Source organism: Desulfopila sp. IMCC35008 (genome assembly GCF_010646885.2).
Taxonomy (GTDB): domain Bacteria; phylum Desulfobacterota; class Desulfobulbia; order Desulfobulbales; family Desulfocapsaceae; genus Desulfopila.
In genome coordinates, this window is sequence record NZ_CP050700.1 from 5,887,811 (window position 1) to 5,904,554 (window position 16,744).

Here is a 16,744-nt window from a genome sequence, read left to right on the forward strand (position 1 = left end):
TACAAGGAATATCTTTTTGCGTATACGTTATTCTTATAGCGAATAACGCACTGTTGTGAGGTCAGATAGATTGAAGAAAATACTTGAGTCCATACCATCTGCCGTGTTGCTGGCGAAGTTGGCAAAAAGCGGTGGAAAACCAGACCCGGTCATATCCATGCTGGAAGCGATAGCAACCAATGGCTCTATTAACCAGGCGGCAAAAGTTGTCGGTATCAGCTATAAGGCTGCCTGGGAGCGGGTAGAGGCGATTAACAATCTCTCTCCTAAACCACTTGTGGTTAGAAAAACAGGTGGTAGTGGTGGCGGTGGTACGGTCCTGACCGATAACGGAAGACTTTTTTTGAAACGAGCCCGACTTTTTCAGAAGCAACAGGAAAAACTGGTTACGTTCTTTGAAGAGACACCGCGGGAGTCCTTTGAGATGCTGCAATCATTAAGGGGGATGGAGATGCAGATCAGCGCCAGAAATGTGTGGCTGGGCAATGTGAGCCGGATTGAGCAAGGCGCTGTTAACAGCGTGGTGACCGTTCGTTTAAAAGGAGAAGATACCATCGTTTCAGTCATAACACATAACTCTGTTGAGAGACTTGGGCTGGTTCCTGGAAAGGAGGTGCATGTCCTTGTCAAAGCGCCCTCCGTTATGCTCAGCAAAGGGGCGGACCCTGATTCCGTTTCTGCCCGTAACATTTTGCGGGGAACTATTAATCGTATTAGTCAAGGTGCAGTCAACGATGAGATTGTAGTTGATATTGCGGGGGGGAATACGGTCACATCAATTGTGACCAGTGAGTCCGTACGACGTATGGAGCTTGAGGAAAAAATGGAGATTTCAGCCATTATCAAGGCCTCCAGTGTATTGCTGGCTATTCCATAAAAGAGTCTCATAGAGATTGAAGAGAGAATAGAGTTATGAATACATCTCGGTATATTACACAGCTAGTCACCGTGATAATTGTCATTTTTTTTTATGCCTCATTACAAGCGGGTGAGTTGCGTATTTCAGTGGCGGCCTCGATGACGGAACTGTTTAAGGATCTGGCAGCAATGTATGAAAAGAGTCATCCCGAGGTGAAGATCATCTCCAATTTTGGACCTTCGGGGGGCCTTGCCAAGCAAATAGATCTGGGGGCTCCTGCGGATTTGTACGTGTCGGCCAATCCAAAGTGGATGCACTTCCTGATAGAAGAGAAAAAGGTTGAGTCTTCTACCCAAAAGATATTTGCCCACAACACCCTCGTTTTTACAGGGTTACCTCAAGAGAAAATAAACTCACTGGCAGATTTGCCTTCATTACAGCGAATTGGTATCGGTAGCCCGGGAAGTGTCCCGGCGGGACAATATGCCAAAGAGGCAATGGTGAAAAAGGGATTGTATGATAATCTGCTGAAAGACGGCAAACTGGTAATGGCCAAAGATGTCCGTCAAGCACTGATTTATGCCGATCGGGGAGAGACGGACGGTTCATTTGTATATAAGACCGATGCTCTACTGGCCCGGCAGGCCAAGGTCTTTTTTGAAGTACCGCAGGAGCTGTACCATATGGTAACATATCCTTTGGCGATGACGGTGTTGGGGATGTCGAACAGTGATGCAAAAGGTTTCTATGATTTTATAGTATCTGCAGAGGTGTACCCAACTATTGCAAAGTATGGATTTTCCCTACCGCAGTAAAGACAATATTGTTTCGTTATGCTGACTCTTTCCCCACAGGATATTGAGGCCATTGGGCTTTCCTTGAAAGTCGCGATTTCGGCCACCCTGATTTCGACACCTATGGGTATAGGTGTCGCCTATTTTCTTGTTTTCAGCAGGATGCGGGGTAAATCAATAGTAGAAGGGATCATCAATCTGCCGTTGGTGTTGCCGCCTGTCGTAGTAGGATACCTGCTGCTTCTGGCATTTGGTTCAAATGGCATTATCGGTAAATTGCTTGCCGGATTCAATATCCGGGTGGTGTTCAGCCTGACAGGGGCGGTGATTGCCTCGGCCGTGGTCGGTTTTCCGTTGCTGGTTCGTTCAATCCGTATCGGTATGGAAGCTATCGATCCCGCGTATGCCAGGGTTTCCCGTACCCTTGGTGCGGGCTGGTGGGACAGTTTTCTAACCATCATTCTGCCGCTTAGTCTGAGAGCTGTTTTGGCTGGCATGACCCTTATGTTCGCCCGGAGTCTCGGTGAATTCGGGGCCACAGTTATCCTGGCGGGTAACATTCCGGGGGTAACGCAAACTATACCACTGGCCATTTACGAGTATACCAGCGTTCCGGGCGGAGACCGGATGGCCCTTACCCTTTGTATGGTTTCTATCGGTCTCTCTTTTGCAGTGTTGCTTGTCAGTGAAGCGGCGACGCGCCGGTTCAGGAGGTCAGTGTAATATGCAGCTTGACGTGCAAATGGAAAAAACGGTTGGAGACTTTCGTCTGGCTACCACCTTTACCCTCTCCTCCCCCAGGACTGGAATTTTCGGTCCATCCGGAAGCGGCAAGTCAACCCTGATGAATCTGCTTGCGGGCCTGTCCACACCTGACAGCGGTTCTATTCTCCTCGATAATGAACCGCTGTTTGACAAAGAAAGAAAAATAAACCTGAAACCGGAACAGAGGGGAGTCGGGGTCGTTTTCCAGCATGCCCACCTCTTCCCGCATATGAGTGTCAGGCGAAACGTCCTGTACGGTTATAATCGGACGAAAATAGAGAACAGGCGGATAGAACCGGAAACCCTGTTTGAGATCCTTGGCATAGACGCGCTGCTAAAACGTGCTGTAACAACGCTGTCTGGCGGTGAGCGCCAACGGGTGGCCCTGGCCAGAACAGTACTTACCTGTCCGAGGCTGATCCTGATGGATGAGCCACTCAGCGGGTTGGACGAGAGTAACAAGTTTAAGATTATCCCGTATCTCAATCGGGTATTCTCTGAATTTGCGATCCCCCTGCTCTTTATCAGTCATTCGATGTTGGAGATGCGAATGATGACCGACCAGACTCTGGTGATTGATAAAGGCAGAGTAGCTCAAAAGATTGCTACAGAATCACTCGCCAGAAGCTCATGGAGCGGCCCGGCAAAAGGATATGTGAACCTGATCAGTCTTGGCCCGCCGAAGCCGAGAAACGATCTCTTTGCGTATCGCTGGGGGCAGACGAACCTGATTTTGACAGAACCTGGCACTGACGCGGACAACCTGTTCGAACTGGATGCACGGGAGATCTTGCTCTTTAAGCGCCACCCTGAAGCAACCAGCGCCCGCAACCTGCTCAAATGTACCATCAAGCAGATTTTCACCTCCGGGAATCGGGTTCGGGTGGAGCTTGATTGCGGAGGTCAGGTGCTTATCGCCCAGATTGTGCCGGAGTCGGTACGTGAACTGGGTATCCGGGAAGGGTGCAGGGTGGTTGCTGCTATCAAGGCCTCTGCTTTTAACAGGATTTTCTGAATCATCGGATTAATCGTGATCTTTCATACGGTATTCAACCAAAAACAGCCTGGTAGAATTCGTTTTTCGGGATGGCCTGTACCATTTGTGCCAGATCCTTCATCTGCAGGTGTGCTTCTGCTTTCTCCGGTGTTGGCATTACGATGTTGAACTGACGGTACCGCCAGAAGGAGGTAGCCACAGCACCATATTCAATATGGCACTGAAAGAGTTCCTTTTCCATATCAGTGAGCGGCCTTATTGACTGGTAACCGTCAATAAGGCCGCTCACTGATTGAAGGGAAAATTTTCCGGCGGGGCAACAGCATCCGGCTGCGCACATGCCAAGATCAAAGACAAAGAAGTAGTTGCACACCTCTTCAAAATCGAGCAGGGCGGTCAGTGTTTCGCCCCTGAACAGGATGTTGTCGTAGAATAAATCACCATGGATGAGGCCTGATGGAAGTTCCTTACGGCAGCAGTCCTGCAGGTCATCTGTTCTCTGTTGAAGCCATTTACTATATTCATCGTTACGTCCATATACTTCAGGGAAACATTCTATGCCGTAGGAAAAGGAAACCGGGAGGAAGTCTGTTGGCGGAATTGAATGCAGTCTGGCCAGGGCGGAGCCAACCTGGAATATCATCTTTGTTCGAAGGGGCTCCTTCACCTCTCCGTCAATAAAGTGCTTGATGTAGACCGGCTTGCCTTGATACTCAATGAATGGTCTTCCGTCAGTCGTCCTGACCAGCTTGGTTGTGGGGAAGCTGTGGCGGCTCAGCAGGTCGAGGGTTGCTGTCAGGGTGGATATTTCATCAATATCCTTTTCGTCGCAAACAGAGAGAACATAATGCCCGCTGCTGGTTGTAAGGACTATGCTGGAGTTGGCCGATCCCCCAGCCAGTGAAGAGTGTTTCTCGACGTCCCCGATATTGTAATGTGCAAGCAGTCTGTCGATTGTGTCCTGGTCAAGGGTGGTGTAATTTGCCATAGCCTATAATCTGGTTCGTATTGCCCGTACAAGAGCGGGTTCGAGCACGTCGTAACTGCAGGTTCGCAGGTGGTGGAAACGATTCCGGGCAGCTTCAATGGATGGATGAGTTGTGGTAAGTTTCAACCCCGGAATTCTATGAAAAACCTGGCCGATCACATCGGGGAATTTGGCAGGATGGGCGGTGGCCAGACAGACAACCTTGTCTTGTTGGCTCCAGGAGTCCTGACAGTTCCAGGCTGCGGCGACGGCGACGGCACCGTGCGGGTCGAGCAGGTACGCATCCTGAGCGTAAACCGTGGCAATGGTTGCCAGTGTTTCTTCATCCGAAATTGTGGTGGAAACAAAGCCGGTACGGAATTGTTTCCAGAGGTCTGCCGGGAACCTGAGCAATCCGTGTTCATTGAATTCTTTTATGAAATCATTGAGTAGTTCCGTATCACCAGCGCAGTTGAAATAGAGAAAGCGCCAGAAATTGTAGGGGACCAGGATATCAATGGCGGAGGAGCAGGTTGTGATGAGCTCTTCCTGGGAGAGGTAGCCTTTTTCAAACACCCTGTAGAGGGTGCCGTTGTCGTTGGTGGCGCACACGAATTTTTTCACCGGCAGTCCCATTGAGCGGGCGATGAAACCTGCGCAGAGATTGCCGAAGGCTCCTGCCGGTACTGAAAAGACAACTTCTTCGCCAACGTCTTCTGCCACCTTGAAATAGCCATGGAAATAGTGGATAGTCTGGACCATCACCCGGCACCAGTTGATGGAGTTGACGCTGGAGAGTTTCAGCTCCTTTTTGAGCTGCCCGTCACCAAAGAGGTTTGCCACAACAACATCGAGATCATCGCCACCATTTTTGCACCCCGTCACACCCACAGGGTGGACATTGTCGGCTTCGAGCGTGGTCATCTGCCGTTCCTGTTCTTCCGAGATCATGCCTTTGGGGTAGAGCGGCCAGCACTCCAGGGTGTCTTTTCCAGCTGCAGCCCAGGCTGCTGCTGGTCCGGTGTCACCGGTGGTTGCCAGGATGAGTGAGAGCTTTTCGTTCTTCCGGGCCAGGAAATAGTCCATGCAGTTGATCAGGAAACCCATGGCGATATCCTTGAATGAGAGGGTCGGTCCGTGGAACAGTTCCTGGATAAAGAGGTTGGAACTGCCGAACCGAACGACAGGGATGATCTCATTACTTTCAAACCCGGCAAAACTATTATTGAGCAGTTCCCTTAGATCATCTGCCGGGATTATTTCCGGGTCGATAAATTTTTTAAGGATGGTTTCGGCGAGTTCGAGGTACTCCATTGTCGCCATATTCTGCAGCTCCCGGGGAGAAAAGCGAGGGATTGTCTCGGGTACAAAGAGACCTCCGTCTGCAGCAAATCCTTCCAGAATAGCCTGGTCAAATGGTACCGGTTCGATTCCTCCGAGGGTGCTTTTATATTTCATTTCGTAATCAACTCCCTGTAGACCGCGTCTGATATCTTGATGTCCTGAACAGCCACACCTGTCAGGTCTGCCACGGTTATCAGTTCCTCTGATGTCCGTCCAGGTGCGGATCCGTTAATGATCTGGCCCAGCTCTGTTAAGGTGTCGCTGGTGATAATTCCAGCCTTGATGGCCTTAGAGATCTCGCCTCGTTCCAGACATTGCGAAATTGAATCGGCAACTACCAGATCGCATTGGCCGAGAATTTTTTCATCGAGCTCCTGCTTATTGGGTGAGTCTGATCCCATGGCGGTTATGTGTGTTCCCGGTCGGATCATGTCCATCTTGATCAGGGGACTCTCAGAAGGGGTGGCTGTCACCAGGAGATTGCAGTGGGCGGTGACTTCGGCAGGGTCGTCGGTAGTTGTGACGTTAAAACCAAGGCCTGTCATTGTCTCTTTGTATTGCTGCCTGCTGTTTTCTGAACGTCCCCAGGCGATGAGGTCCCTGCAGGGGGTAATCTCTTTCAGGTATTGTACCTGCATTTTCGCCTGGATACCTGTACCGAATATGCCAATTCCATCTACTTCAGCCGGGGCGAGGTATTTTGCGGCAATCTGTCCGGCTACTGCCGTCCGCACATCGGTAAGATATCCTTCATCGAGAAGGATGGAGAGGAGCTCTCCTGTGTTTTTCGAAAAAACAAGCATCAACCCTGAGTTGGAGGGTAAGCCGTGTTTCGGATTCTCATAGAAACCGGAGGCTATCTTAATGACATAAAAATCATCTTCTCTGGCGTATCCATACTTGATATGGGTATCGCCGGGAGGATCTGTAAATGTGAGTTCCCCGACAGGCGGCACAATGACCTCACCCCTGGAGTAGGCTCCGAAACCGTCTTCAATTGTTTCTATAAAACTCATCCTCTCACATACTTCTTTTATTTGCCGTAAATCGAATATTTGTGTCATAATATAATTTCATCTCGTTATACATGTGGCCACCGGAATTCTTTCGACTGGTACCGGCAAAAACAAATTCAATTATACTCTACACGAAATTGGTTTGTAGCACACTCATCCAGAGCAGTGTAAATCTTTGGGGGTAAGCTGTAGATGTCAATGATATTTACTGGAATATGATAAAATCGCAACTGACATTAGTTCATGGAGGGCGTTCCGCCTGGTATCGGGTGAACGGGTTCAGCTGCCGTCTGGTCAATACAGCAACGTTTCGCACCCTGAATCTTGATGCTGTTGTCTTTGAGGAGGATACCCACCTGATATTGACCCTGGACAGGGTGATGACTCACGGAGAGGTTCACCCGATCAGGCTAATGACGGAATTACATACGGCCCGCCCTCACACTCCCGGGTCACTTATTATCAATGATTCAAGTTGGTATGGCGTGGTGATCGATCTCGACAGGGAGCAAATATGCAGGGAGGATTGGATTGACAGTACCTATGAGCAGATTGGCAGGAGGATAAGTCTCAAGCGCATCCGGACTATCGGTGTGCACCTGCTGGGCACTATCCATGGCAAGATGGATGTGGATTTCTGCCTCGACCGTTTCGTTTCTGCCGTTGGACGCTGGCGGAGTGAAAGCCTGGAGGATGTCTGGTTAATCGTATCAGAGACGTCTGAATTGACACCCCATCGGCTTTTGCAGTCATATAGAAACTAAAGGCTATTGATTTTCCAGGGCGTCTGCTGCCTTCATGGAACCGGTTTTCTTTCCCTGCACGCCTTTTAGCGAGCTGTCGCCAAGCATGGAGACTACATACAGCCCTGCAATGACGATGGCGATGAAAACGCCTGTTTTTGTAGCTTCTTTCGGTTTCTTGATGGCGAAAAGGACAATGCAGGCGAGTACGATCAGCGCGATAATCGGGTTTTCTATAATGTGATATTTGGCGAGGGTGAAATAATAATTTATATCCATGGCCGGGCCTCTCATTTTGAATTTCAAAGTATGTATGTCTGTATAATAGGTAACAATCTGATTTGGTGCAATATAATGTTGTGTTCTTTGTTCATCAGAAGGAGTCGATTTCAATGAACAGGCGAGAGTTTCTTCGAGACGTTTTTCTTTTTACGGCTGGTTTCACCGCGAGTGTACCCATGTTTGATATCAGTAATGCGGGAGCAACGTCCAATGGCGGCCGGCCACAGCTGATAGAAGGAACAGGTACTGAGTATAGCAGGCTGATGAAGGTGGTAACAGAAGGCCTGGGTGGGATGGGGAAGTTTGTCTCGCCAGGTGATACGGTGGTGATTAAACCAAATATTGGCTGGGACCGCACGGTTGAGCAGGGGGCCAACTCGCACCCACTGGTGGTGCGGGCACTGGTGGAAATGGCGCTCGAAAGCGGGGCACAGAAGGTGAAAGTCTTCGATCACACCTGTAACGAGAAAAGACGTTGTTATGCAAACAGCGGCATTCAAAATGCCTTGAAACAGATAAGTGACCGCAGGGTTCGACTCGAACATATCGACAGACGTAAATTTGTGCCCGTAGACATAAAAAAAGGCAAGTCACTGACCCGCTGGGACATATACCGTGATGCCCTGGAAGCTGATTGTTACATCAATGTACCGGTGGCCAAGCATCATAGTTTGAGCCGGTTGACACTCGGCCTTAAAAATTCCATGGGAGTGATCGGGGGCAACAGGGGGAGCCTGCACCACGATCTGGGCCAGAAACTTGCTGACCTGGCGACGGTGGTCCGGGCTGATCTTACTGTCATTGATGCGACCAGGATGCTGCTGAGAAATGGTCCGCAGGGTGGGCGTGTGCAGGATGTGAAAGTAGCGGATACGATTATCGCTACCCGTGACCCTGTTGCTGCAGATGCCTATGCGACGCTCCTGTTCGGTCTTCAGCCGGATGATATTGACTCTACGGTTGCTGCACACCGCCTTGGACTAGGTGAGATAGATCCGGCCAGGATTATGATCCGGAAAATCCAGGGATGACCAGATACCAGGTTTTGCAGATTTTTCGTCGATTGAGTCAGCTGGGCTTTCTCTGTTGTTTCCTGTTCCTCTTTTTGAAAACAGATTACAGCGGCAGCGATACACTGGATTATGCCGTCAACATCCTGTTTCGGATCGATCCTTTCCTGGCCCTGGTGACGGCTCTTGCGGCCAAAACGTTTCTTCTGTTAATGCTGCCTTCACTGGTTGTGCTGGTGGGCACGTTCTTTTTGGGCAGGAGTTTTTGCGGCTGGGTTTGCCCACTGGGCACGTTGCTTGATGGCGTGGACAGGATTTGGTCGACGCCTGGTCGTAGCGGGACCACTCTCTATCCGAAACTTCCCCATTTCTTACTTCTGTTTTTTCTCTCCCTGGCATTTTTCGGTTTTCATATCGGAGGGTATCTTGATCCTTTTTCGATACTCGTTCGGGGCTTGGTGTTGGCTTTGTACCCGGCTTTTAACGCGGTGACAGAGGCCTTCTTCGGTTTCACTTACTCTTCTGCTCCACCAGTGGTTAATGCGGTCACCGAACCGGTCTATGGTCTGTTACAACAGACGGTTCTTCCGGCGGATCAGAAATTCTTTGAGTTGGGGTGGCTTTCCCTTCTTATACTTACTGTAGTGCTTGGGCTTGAAAAGGTTCAGAAAAGATTCTTCTGCCGGAATATCTGCCCGGTTGGTGCCCTGTTGGCTCAGATGAGCCGGTACGGTTTAATGAAGTTGTCCGGTGGGGATGCAACCTGTGGGAAGTGTCGGATCTGTTCTTCACAATGTCGTATGGGGGCGATTGATAAGGAGCGTGTTGTTGATATGGGAAGCTGCAACCTCTGCATGCAGTGTGCCGTGATTTGCCCAAAGGAACGAATTGGTTTTAGCCCGGGTTTAGGCAAAAATAGAGTGTCTTCGTCGCATGGCTTGACCCGCCGTCAGTTGTTGACTATTGGCGCAGCTTCTATCGTATTGCCTGGTGTACGACGATCCCATGTTTTAGCTGCGGTGGAGAATCCCCTATTGATAAGGCCACCGGGAGCACTTCCCGAGGAGGATTTTCTCGGTCGGTGTATACGGTGCGGGGAATGTATGCAGGTGTGTATTGGCAACGCACTGCAACCGGTGCTGCTGGAGGGCGGATTGCACGGGATTTTTTCCCCAAAAGTTGTATCGAGAACAGGATATTGTGAATATAACTGCACTCTCTGCGGTCAGGTGTGCCCGACCGGTGCCCTGCAAATCCTGACCCGGCAGCAAAAACAACAGTGGAAAATCGGCAACGCCTGGATAGATCGTTCAATCTGCTTACCGTATAGTGATGGTATCCCCTGCATGGTATGTGAGGAACACTGCCCGACAGGGGAAAAAGCGATACGTTTTCATCACAGGCGGGTGCTCAACAGGGATGGGCGCGAGGTTGAAGTCAAGCAGCCCTATGTGGTTAACGAGTTGTGTATAGGCTGCGGTATCTGTGAGAATAAATGTCCGTTACCGGGACGCGCCGCTATCTATCTAACCAGTGGTGGAGAACGCCGTAACCCTTCAAAAAAATTGCCGGAACCAGAAAAGGATAGTTACGGATACGGTTGAAATATTTGGTTTGAAAAGGAAAAGCATGGAAATGACTTCACAGGATCTGGAAGATCTTAAGTATGCAAAGGCGCTTTTAGAAAATCCTGGGTTGGCGGCTAAAATAACCAATGCTCTCGGCACTCCCATCGAGAAAGGTTTTGACCTGCTGCCCAAAGGATGGCACGAGCTGGTGGAAAAGAGTACCAACAAGGCTCTGCAGGTTGCGATTAATTCAGCCATTATGACACTTGGTAAGAGAACAAAGCAGGAATCGGCAAACCGGCTGCACAAGGTCGTCGCTGCAGGGATGGGGGCTGCGGGTGGATTCTGGGGATTACCCGCCCTCACCGTAGAGTTGCCGCTTTCAACTACTGTCATGCTGCGCTCCATGGCGGATATCGCCCGCAGCGAAGGGCATATGATTACGGAACCGGATATCAAGGTCGCCTGCCTGGAGGTTTTTGCCTTCGGTGGCCCAAGCAGTAATGATGATGGCGTTGAGACCGGATATTTTGCGGTTCGGACGGCACTTGCCAAGGCGGTCAACGATGCGGCGAAACATATTACCGCAAGAGGTCTCTCAGAAGGGTCGGCCCCAGCCCTGTTAAAACTCATCACTTCAATCTCCTCACGATTTGGCGTACAGGTAACAGAGAAAATAGCCGCCCAGTCCATCCCTCTCATTGGGGCGGTTGGGGGAGCTGTTATCAATACGCTCTTCATCGAACATTTCCAGACCATGGCACGCGGCCATTTTATTGTGCTCAGGCTCGAAGCCCGATACGGCTATGACGTCGTAAGGGAACAATATAATTCCCTGTGATGATTTCTTAGCTCTTTCCAATGGCGTATATTGTTGAAAAAGTACGGGGAATTGTCCAGCGGGTGACATTCCATAACCCTGTGAACGGCTGGTCTGTCCTTCAGGTCCAGACCTTTGCAGGCGGACACGAGAAAGTCCAGGTCGTGGTTCACCAGACAAAAGTCTTTGCCGGTGCAACTATGGAGTTCGAAGGGGCCTGGTCGGTTCATCCGAAATTTGGCCGACAGTTCAAGGCAGTGAAGGCCGTTGAGAAAAAACCGGCTTCTGCCGCAGCCCTTGAGAAGTATCTCGGTTCAGGCCTGATTAAGGGTGTTGGCCCCAAAACGGCGAAGAGGATTGTTTCCTATTTTAAGCAGGATACCCTGAAGGTTTTTGAGAAAGAGATTGAACGGTTGACGGAAGTGGAGGGTATTGCGAGTAAAAAGTTGGAAATGATCACTGAGGCATGGCGTGAGCACAGATTGATCCGCGATGTGATGATCTTCCTTCAGGGGCATAATATTTCAACCCTCTTTGCTGTACGGATCTATAAGAAATACGGAGAAAAGGCTATTACCATGGTGTCGGAGGATCCGTATCGTTTGGCCGTGGATTTTTATGGAATCGGCTTTTTTTCGGCAGATCAGGTTGCGCTGAGTATAGGTCTGGCGCCGGATAGTGACCGGCGAATTATTGCCGCCATCAGGCACGTACTTTCCGCTGGCCGTGAGCAGGGGCACTGTTACCTGACCGCTGAACAGATCAACAATGACGTCCGGGAATTGCTGCAGCTTGATCTTAAAGAGCGGATGGCATCTCTTCTGAACCTGATGGAGGAGGACAATCATCTCAAGGTACGGAGGATTCTGGCGGCAGATGGTGGCGTAGTTGAGTGTTATTATTCTAAATCACTCTATTACGATGAGCTGTTGGTGGCGAATCGATGTGGTGGTGGCACCGGCTCCGTTGCTGTGGATGAGAAGAGTATACGTCTGTGGGTTGAGCGATACTGTACCGGGAAAAACATCCGTTTAAGCAAAGAGCAGGCCCTGGCTGTTCAGCAGGTTGCCCTGTATCGGTTCTCAGTGCTGACGGGCGGTCCCGGTTGTGGCAAGACCACCACCACCCAGGTTATTGTCCGCCTGCTGGAAAACCTTGGCAAAAAGGTGTTACTGGCTGCGCCTACAGGCCGTGCCGCGCAGCGTATGAGTGAGGTGATAGGGCGGGAGGCCAAGACCATCCATCGATTGCTTGAATGGCAGAATGGTCAGTTCAGTCGTAATGAAGAGCAGCCACTTCAGGCGGATTTCCTTATTGTCGACGAATGCTCCATGCTCGATATTTCCCTCAGCGCTTCCTTATTGAAAGCGGTACCGGAAGGCTGCCAGGTCCTGTTTATTGGTGATGCCGATCAACTGCCTTCGGTGGGACCGGGTAATGTTCTGCATGATCTGATCGGCTCTGCCGTGGTACCTGTTTCTCGTTTGACCGAGGTGTTCCGGCAGGCGAAGGAGTCGCATATTATCGGTTTTGCACACCAGATTAATAAGGGGGAGATTCCGGCGGTGAAATCGCCCTTTAAAAACCCTTCAATCTGGAAGGGTGGCTCAGATTGCCTGTTTCTCGATTCTGATGAGGCGACCAAGGAGCAAATAGGGTTTGTAGGACGGGTGAAAAAGACTTTCGGTTACCAAATTCCGCAGCTTGAGGAGTGGAACGGCGAGGCGAAACCGTATGAATTCAGAACCGCGGAACCCATCCGCTCAGCGTATGAACCTGAATTTTCCGTACCGGAAAAATTTAAGCATGTGAATCTGCAAGAGGTCCTAAAGGCTGCCAATGCAACAGATGAGTTGAAGGCTGTTCTGAAAAAGATACATCCCTGGTCGACCCTGCATTATGGCTTGTCTGCGGTGGATACTGTGGTGCGCCTCTATCTTGAATGGATCCCAAAGTATTACGGGAAAGAGAGTGAAATCCAGATCCTCTCGCCCATGACCCGGGGGAGTCTCGGCACCGCTAACCTCAACAAGGTTATCCAGCAGGCGACAAATCCTCCCCACCATGAGAAACCTGAGCTGCAGGTGGGGGAACGTATCTTTCGGGTCGGGGACCGGGTGATTCACCGTCGCAATAATTACGATTTACATGTTTTTAACGGTGATATCGGTGTCATCCTGAATATAAATCCGGTCGATCTGACCTGTGTGATATCATTCTTTCCCGACGGCAGGGAGGTGCAGTATCAAAAAGACGATATTGTCGAACTCGATCTCGCCTACGCTATTACCATCCATAAATCCCAGGGAAGTGAATTCAAGGTGGTAATCCTTCCCGTTCTGACTCAGCATTTCAAGATGCTGTACCGAAATCTCATTTATACCGGGCTTACCAGGGCGAGGGAACTGGCTGTCTTTGTTGGTACCCGTCGGGCACTGGGGATGGCAGTCCGTAGTCAGGATACCTCCCGACGGCAGACGATGTTAGGATATCTGCTGCAAAATCCGGATCAGGTCTCATAGCCATTGCCTGCTCGTCTGTCTTCTTTGCAGGTGTTTCCTTCTTGTCTTGCGTTCCATAATTACGTGTCTATTTATTTTGGGGTACTGGTACTTTCAGCACCTATCTTATAAAATGGAATATATTCTAAAGTGGAAGGGTGTGTATTTCTGCACTCTTCAGTTGGTATACTGATCGGGATAAGGCAACCATAATTATGTACACATCTTTTTATAATCTCAGCAAGATGCCGTTTCAGATCAGCTCTGATCCGGCCTTTATCTGGCTTGGTGAAAAGCATAAAGAGGCTCTTGCAACACTTCGTTACGGTATTCTTGACAATAAAGGATTTTTGCTACTTACCGGTGATGTTGGTACGGGCAAGACAACCTTGATAAACACTCTCATTGCTTCACTAAGCAGTGAAGTCTTCTATGCCTCTGTCCCGGACCCCCGGCTGGAGCCAATTGATTTTTTCAACTATATTGCGCTTGCCTTCGGCATTAAAAAAGAGTTTTCCACCAAGGGCAAGTTTATCATTTTTCTTTCTAAATTTTTGCACAATGCTCACCGGCACGGGAAGAAAGTACTCCTTATAATCGATGAATCCCAGCTGCTGAGCCAGGATCTGTTGGAGGAGATCCGGTTGCTGTCAAATATCAACGTCGCAAATAGCCAGATACTGAATATATTTTTCGTCGGACAAAATGAATTCAACGAAGTAATTTCCCGACAGGAGAACAGGGCTGTTTCCAATCGTCTGACACTGAATTACCAGCTTGGCCCTTTAACGTTACAAGAAACCGGGATGTATATTCACCACCGGTTGTTGGTATCCGGAGCAACGTACAAAATATTCCAGCGGTCTGCTGTCGAGGAGATTTTTGAGTATTCCGGGGGGCTGCCAAGGAGGATCAATATTGTCTCAGATCATTGCCTTCTGACCGGATATGTCTCTGAGAAAAAGACAATTTCAGCCAAAGATGTCAAAGAATCTGTAAAAATGCTGACGGTGCCACAATATGTCCCGTCACAGGCTGCTAATCTTCATAAGCAAACAGGCCCTGAGACTCGAGTTGCTTCTGGGGACTCCAATTCTTTATCGTCACAGAGGGGTATTGGAAAAAGGTTTTCACTGCAACTTGTCAATGTGGTTTTATTGATGCTGGTGATAGCGCTCCTCCTGATTCTTATCCCTGAGCGTTTCCCCTTTATGGATAGAGTGTTTTCAGGAGACAATTCTTCTGAACAACCGGAATTTTCGGTCGATCCAAGGCCGGTTCCGACGCTATCGGATAAACAACAGCATGTTGATGCTACGTCTGTTGAAAGCAAACACAATCAACAGATGAAGGCTGGTGCCAGTACAAAGAATATTATATTGGAACAGGAACAGGTGGAACTGCCATCTTTTGTACAGCCTGCTGAAAACGATATTGCACAACAATATAGTACGAGTAATCAACCTATAGTAGATAGGGAAGAGCTGCATGATCGTCATGCAGAGAAGGCCGAATTGACTCAAACCCCTGCCGTCTCTCCTGTGGAACCTCTGTTGGTTGTGGAGGGGCAAAAGGAAAATGCAGAGTCGATAGACATTCCGGAGTCACTAACTATCCGGTTTGCCGGAAACTCAATTGAGTTTAACTCATTGGACCAGGTACAGGTTGATGCCTTTATCGAACACATGATTAAGAATCCGCGACTTATTTCACTGGTAACTGGTCATACCGATTCAACAGGGGCCGCAGCACTGAATTACCGATTGTCCCTCTATCGGGCTGAAATGGTAAAGAGTTATTTTCTCGGAAAAGGTGTGGCTGCTACCCAGGTACAGGTAGAAGGGCGCGGTCCGGACCTCCCGATAGCGAGTAATGATACAGTGGAAGGTCGGGAACTGAACAGACGGGTTGAGGTGAAATTACTTTTGGACTGATGAGCAAATCGAGATGTGTGGTACCAGGAAAATGAAAAAGACTGCCGGTGGCTAAGGCCGGAAGACTATTTCATTTTAGTTCGGTTGCACACAGTATGGGGAAGAAGATATTGGGGTTCTTTTAACTTGGTATAATGGTGAATGAATCAGGGTGTTTGAATTCCCAATGGACATCCCGAAGGTAATCCGCTGCGGCCAGAGAGTGGCCGGCCCGGATAAGTTGTACGAATTCTTTATGCTCCTCCAGGTTTTGTTCATTCCATTGTCTGCCGTAATCCCGGCGCGGGAAATCATAGAGTTGCATCTTGAGATTCTTCACATACTTGAGAAGCCGCTCATTTTCGGAAAGTTGGAGAAACACATCATGGAACCGGACGTTGGCCAGGTTATGCCTGGCAATATCCTTAGCAGCCAGGGAGAGGGCTATTTCTTCATTAAGTTTTTCAAGCCGGGTGATCTCAGTGTCGCCGATTCTGTTAAATACAGAAAGAAGCACCCGTGACTCGATTCCGCCCAGAATCTCATAGATATCCTTCACATCATCAAGGGTAATAGCATTGATGATAACCCCGCGCTGGGGCATGATGGTCACAAAACCCTGTTCCTGGAGAATAAGCAAAGCTTCCCGCAAGGGGGTTCGGCTGATACCCAGTTCGCTGATCATTTTGGAGACGCTGATGGCGGCTCCGGGCTCAAGGGTGCCGACACGCATCTGCTCCTGGAGATAATTATACACCTGCACCCTGAGCAGCTGGTTTCCTGATCGTGCTCCGCTGAGCATTCCTTTCTCCTTGTTCGTTATTGGCAAATACGTACTTATTGCTTATCAAAAAATTCCCCGATAAAGCCAACCTTGATCCGGCCCTCAACGGCATCGTGGATGTTTTTTGCATCACCCTTTTTAAAACCGCTGCAGAGTTCGAGCAGCGTAACCCCGGAGGCCACTAATTCCTTAGCCGCCTGGCATGCTTCCTCTATGGAACCGACACCAACAATTTGAGACTTGAACGCATCGGATTCGAGCTGTGTTTTGTTCTTATCCAGGCTGTAGCCTGGAGCCTTGACCAGGTACCCGTATTGAAATTGAGGCATTTTTTAACCTTTGCTCACCGGGAGCATAAAATGAAACCATAAAGGCGGAAGT

16 protein-coding genes are annotated in these 16,744 nt (G+C 49.4%); 10 read left to right on the plus strand and 6 right to left on the minus strand.

All coding sequences use genetic code 11. The features are described from left to right. Window positions 1-70: 70 nt before the first annotated feature. The 4 genes from GA520_RS25245 to modC are packed head-to-tail and all read left to right on the plus strand — an operon-like array spanning window position 71 to window position 3,433. The gene (locus GA520_RS25245; protein ID WP_240910038.1) at window positions 71-877 is read left to right on the plus strand and encodes a TOBE domain-containing protein; all 807 of its coding nucleotides are present in this window, start codon (window positions 71-73) and stop codon (window positions 875-877) included. Between the two features lie 35 nt (window positions 878-912). Continuing rightward, a complete protein-coding gene (gene modA, locus GA520_RS25250) occupies window positions 913-1,674 on the plus strand; it encodes a molybdate ABC transporter substrate-binding protein (RefSeq protein WP_163336177.1) in 762 nt (253 codons plus the stop codon). Between the two features lie 18 nt (window positions 1,675-1,692). Further along, window positions 1,693-2,376, plus strand: a complete 684-nt coding sequence (modB, locus tag GA520_RS25255; RefSeq protein ID WP_163336178.1) for a molybdate ABC transporter permease subunit — start codon at window positions 1,693-1,695, stop codon at window positions 2,374-2,376. Window position 2,377: 1 nt separating this feature from the next. Then, a complete protein-coding gene (gene modC, locus GA520_RS25260) occupies window positions 2,378-3,433 on the plus strand; it encodes a molybdenum ABC transporter ATP-binding protein (protein ID WP_163336179.1) in 1,056 nt (351 codons plus the stop codon). 34 nt (window positions 3,434-3,467) lie between these two features. Here modC and GA520_RS25265 read toward each other — a convergent pair whose 3' ends face one another. The 3 genes from GA520_RS25265 to GA520_RS25275 are packed head-to-tail and all read right to left on the minus strand — an operon-like array spanning window position 3,468 to window position 6,790. Next, entirely contained in the window at window positions 3,468-4,403 is a 936-nt protein-coding gene (locus GA520_RS25265) for a homoserine kinase (RefSeq protein ID WP_163336180.1), read from the minus strand. Window positions 4,404-4,406: 3 nt separating this feature from the next. Then, a complete protein-coding gene (gene thrC / locus GA520_RS25270) occupies window positions 4,407-5,840 on the minus strand; it encodes a threonine synthase (RefSeq protein WP_163336181.1) in 1,434 nt (477 codons plus the stop codon). Next, window positions 5,837-6,790, minus strand: a complete 954-nt coding sequence (locus GA520_RS25275; protein ID WP_163336182.1) for an ornithine cyclodeaminase family protein — start codon at window positions 6,788-6,790, stop codon at window positions 5,837-5,839. The genes thrC and GA520_RS25275 overlap by 4 nt, the downstream gene beginning before the upstream one ends. 167 nt (window positions 6,791-6,957) lie before the next feature. On the opposite strand from GA520_RS25275, the gene GA520_RS25280 reads away from it, so the two are divergent. Continuing rightward, on the plus strand, window positions 6,958-7,506 hold the full coding sequence (locus GA520_RS25280) for a hypothetical protein (protein ID WP_163336183.1): 549 nt from the start codon (window positions 6,958-6,960) through the stop codon (window positions 7,504-7,506). A gap of 3 nt (window positions 7,507-7,509) precedes the next feature. On the opposite strand, the gene GA520_RS25285 is transcribed toward GA520_RS25280, so the two are convergent. Continuing rightward, window positions 7,510-7,764, minus strand: coding sequence for a hypothetical protein (locus GA520_RS25285; protein ID WP_163336184.1), 255 nt, complete (start codon window positions 7,762-7,764; stop codon window positions 7,510-7,512). Between the two features lie 113 nt (window positions 7,765-7,877). Between GA520_RS25285 and GA520_RS25290 the strand changes: the two genes are divergently transcribed. The 5 genes from GA520_RS25290 to GA520_RS25310 all read left to right on the plus strand — a co-directional run bounded on the left by GA520_RS25290 (window position 7,878) and on the right by GA520_RS25310 (window position 15,600). Next, window positions 7,878-8,798, plus strand: coding sequence for a DUF362 domain-containing protein (locus GA520_RS25290; protein WP_163336185.1), 921 nt, complete (start codon window positions 7,878-7,880; stop codon window positions 8,796-8,798). Then, window positions 8,795-10,381, plus strand: coding sequence for a 4Fe-4S binding protein (locus GA520_RS25295; protein WP_163336186.1), 1,587 nt, complete (start codon window positions 8,795-8,797; stop codon window positions 10,379-10,381). Before GA520_RS25290 ends, GA520_RS25295 begins: the two co-directional genes overlap by 4 nt. A 25-nt stretch (window positions 10,382-10,406) precedes the next feature. Then, window positions 10,407-11,186: an EcsC family protein gene (locus tag GA520_RS25300; RefSeq protein ID WP_163336187.1), complete on the plus strand. Its 780-nt coding sequence runs from the start codon at window positions 10,407-10,409 to the stop codon at window positions 11,184-11,186. Between the two features lie 20 nt (window positions 11,187-11,206). After that, window positions 11,207-13,687 carry an AAA family ATPase gene (locus GA520_RS25305; protein ID WP_163336188.1) on the plus strand — a complete coding sequence of 827 codons (2,481 nt, stop codon included), beginning with the start codon at window positions 11,207-11,209 and terminating at the stop codon, window positions 13,685-13,687. A gap of 194 nt (window positions 13,688-13,881) precedes the next feature. Continuing rightward, entirely contained in the window at window positions 13,882-15,600 is a 1,719-nt protein-coding gene (locus GA520_RS25310) for an AAA family ATPase (RefSeq protein ID WP_163336189.1), read from the plus strand. 121 nt (window positions 15,601-15,721) lie between these two features. Here the strand turns inward: GA520_RS25310 and GA520_RS25315 are convergent, their stop codons facing one another. Together GA520_RS25315 and GA520_RS25320 are read right to left on the minus strand one after the other, a co-directional pair. After that, a complete protein-coding gene (locus GA520_RS25315) occupies window positions 15,722-16,381 on the minus strand; it encodes a GntR family transcriptional regulator (protein ID WP_163336190.1) in 660 nt (219 codons plus the stop codon). A gap of 35 nt (window positions 16,382-16,416) precedes the next feature. Then, window positions 16,417-16,692 (minus strand): DUF6506 family protein, encoded by a 276-nt coding sequence (locus tag GA520_RS25320; RefSeq protein ID WP_205749189.1) that lies wholly within the window; start codon window positions 16,690-16,692, stop codon window positions 16,417-16,419. Window positions 16,693-16,744: the final 52 nt, after the last annotated feature.

Coding starts and splice junctions, on each gene's coding strand:
- GA520_RS25295 (WP_163336186.1), top strand. CDS start 8,795: ATGACCAGATACCAGGTTTTGCAGATTTTTCGTCGATTGAGTCAGCTG.
- GA520_RS25320 (WP_205749189.1), bottom strand. CDS start 16,692: ATGCCTCAATTTCAATACGGGTACCTGGTCAAGGCTCCAGGCTACAGC.
- GA520_RS25310 (WP_163336189.1), top strand. CDS start 13,882: ATGTACACATCTTTTTATAATCTCAGCAAGATGCCGTTTCAGATCAGC.
- thrC (WP_163336181.1), bottom strand. CDS start 5,840: ATGAAATATAAAAGCACCCTCGGAGGAATCGAACCGGTACCATTTGAC.
- GA520_RS25285 (WP_163336184.1), bottom strand. CDS start 7,764: ATGGATATAAATTATTATTTCACCCTCGCCAAATATCACATTATAGAA.
- modC (WP_163336179.1), top strand. CDS start 2,378: ATGCAGCTTGACGTGCAAATGGAAAAAACGGTTGGAGACTTTCGTCTG.
- GA520_RS25290 (WP_163336185.1), top strand. CDS start 7,878: ATGAACAGGCGAGAGTTTCTTCGAGACGTTTTTCTTTTTACGGCTGGT.
- GA520_RS25315 (WP_163336190.1), bottom strand. CDS start 16,381: ATGCTCAGCGGAGCACGATCAGGAAACCAGCTGCTCAGGGTGCAGGTG.
- GA520_RS25265 (WP_163336180.1), bottom strand. CDS start 4,403: ATGGCAAATTACACCACCCTTGACCAGGACACAATCGACAGACTGCTT.
- GA520_RS25300 (WP_163336187.1), top strand. CDS start 10,407: ATGGAAATGACTTCACAGGATCTGGAAGATCTTAAGTATGCAAAGGCG.
- GA520_RS25280 (WP_163336183.1), top strand. CDS start 6,958: ATGATAAAATCGCAACTGACATTAGTTCATGGAGGGCGTTCCGCCTGG.
- modA (WP_163336177.1), top strand. CDS start 913: ATGAATACATCTCGGTATATTACACAGCTAGTCACCGTGATAATTGTC.
- GA520_RS25275 (WP_163336182.1), bottom strand. CDS start 6,790: ATGACACAAATATTCGATTTACGGCAAATAAAAGAAGTATGTGAGAGG.
- GA520_RS25305 (WP_163336188.1), top strand. CDS start 11,207: ATGGCGTATATTGTTGAAAAAGTACGGGGAATTGTCCAGCGGGTGACA.
- modB (WP_163336178.1), top strand. CDS start 1,693: ATGCTGACTCTTTCCCCACAGGATATTGAGGCCATTGGGCTTTCCTTG.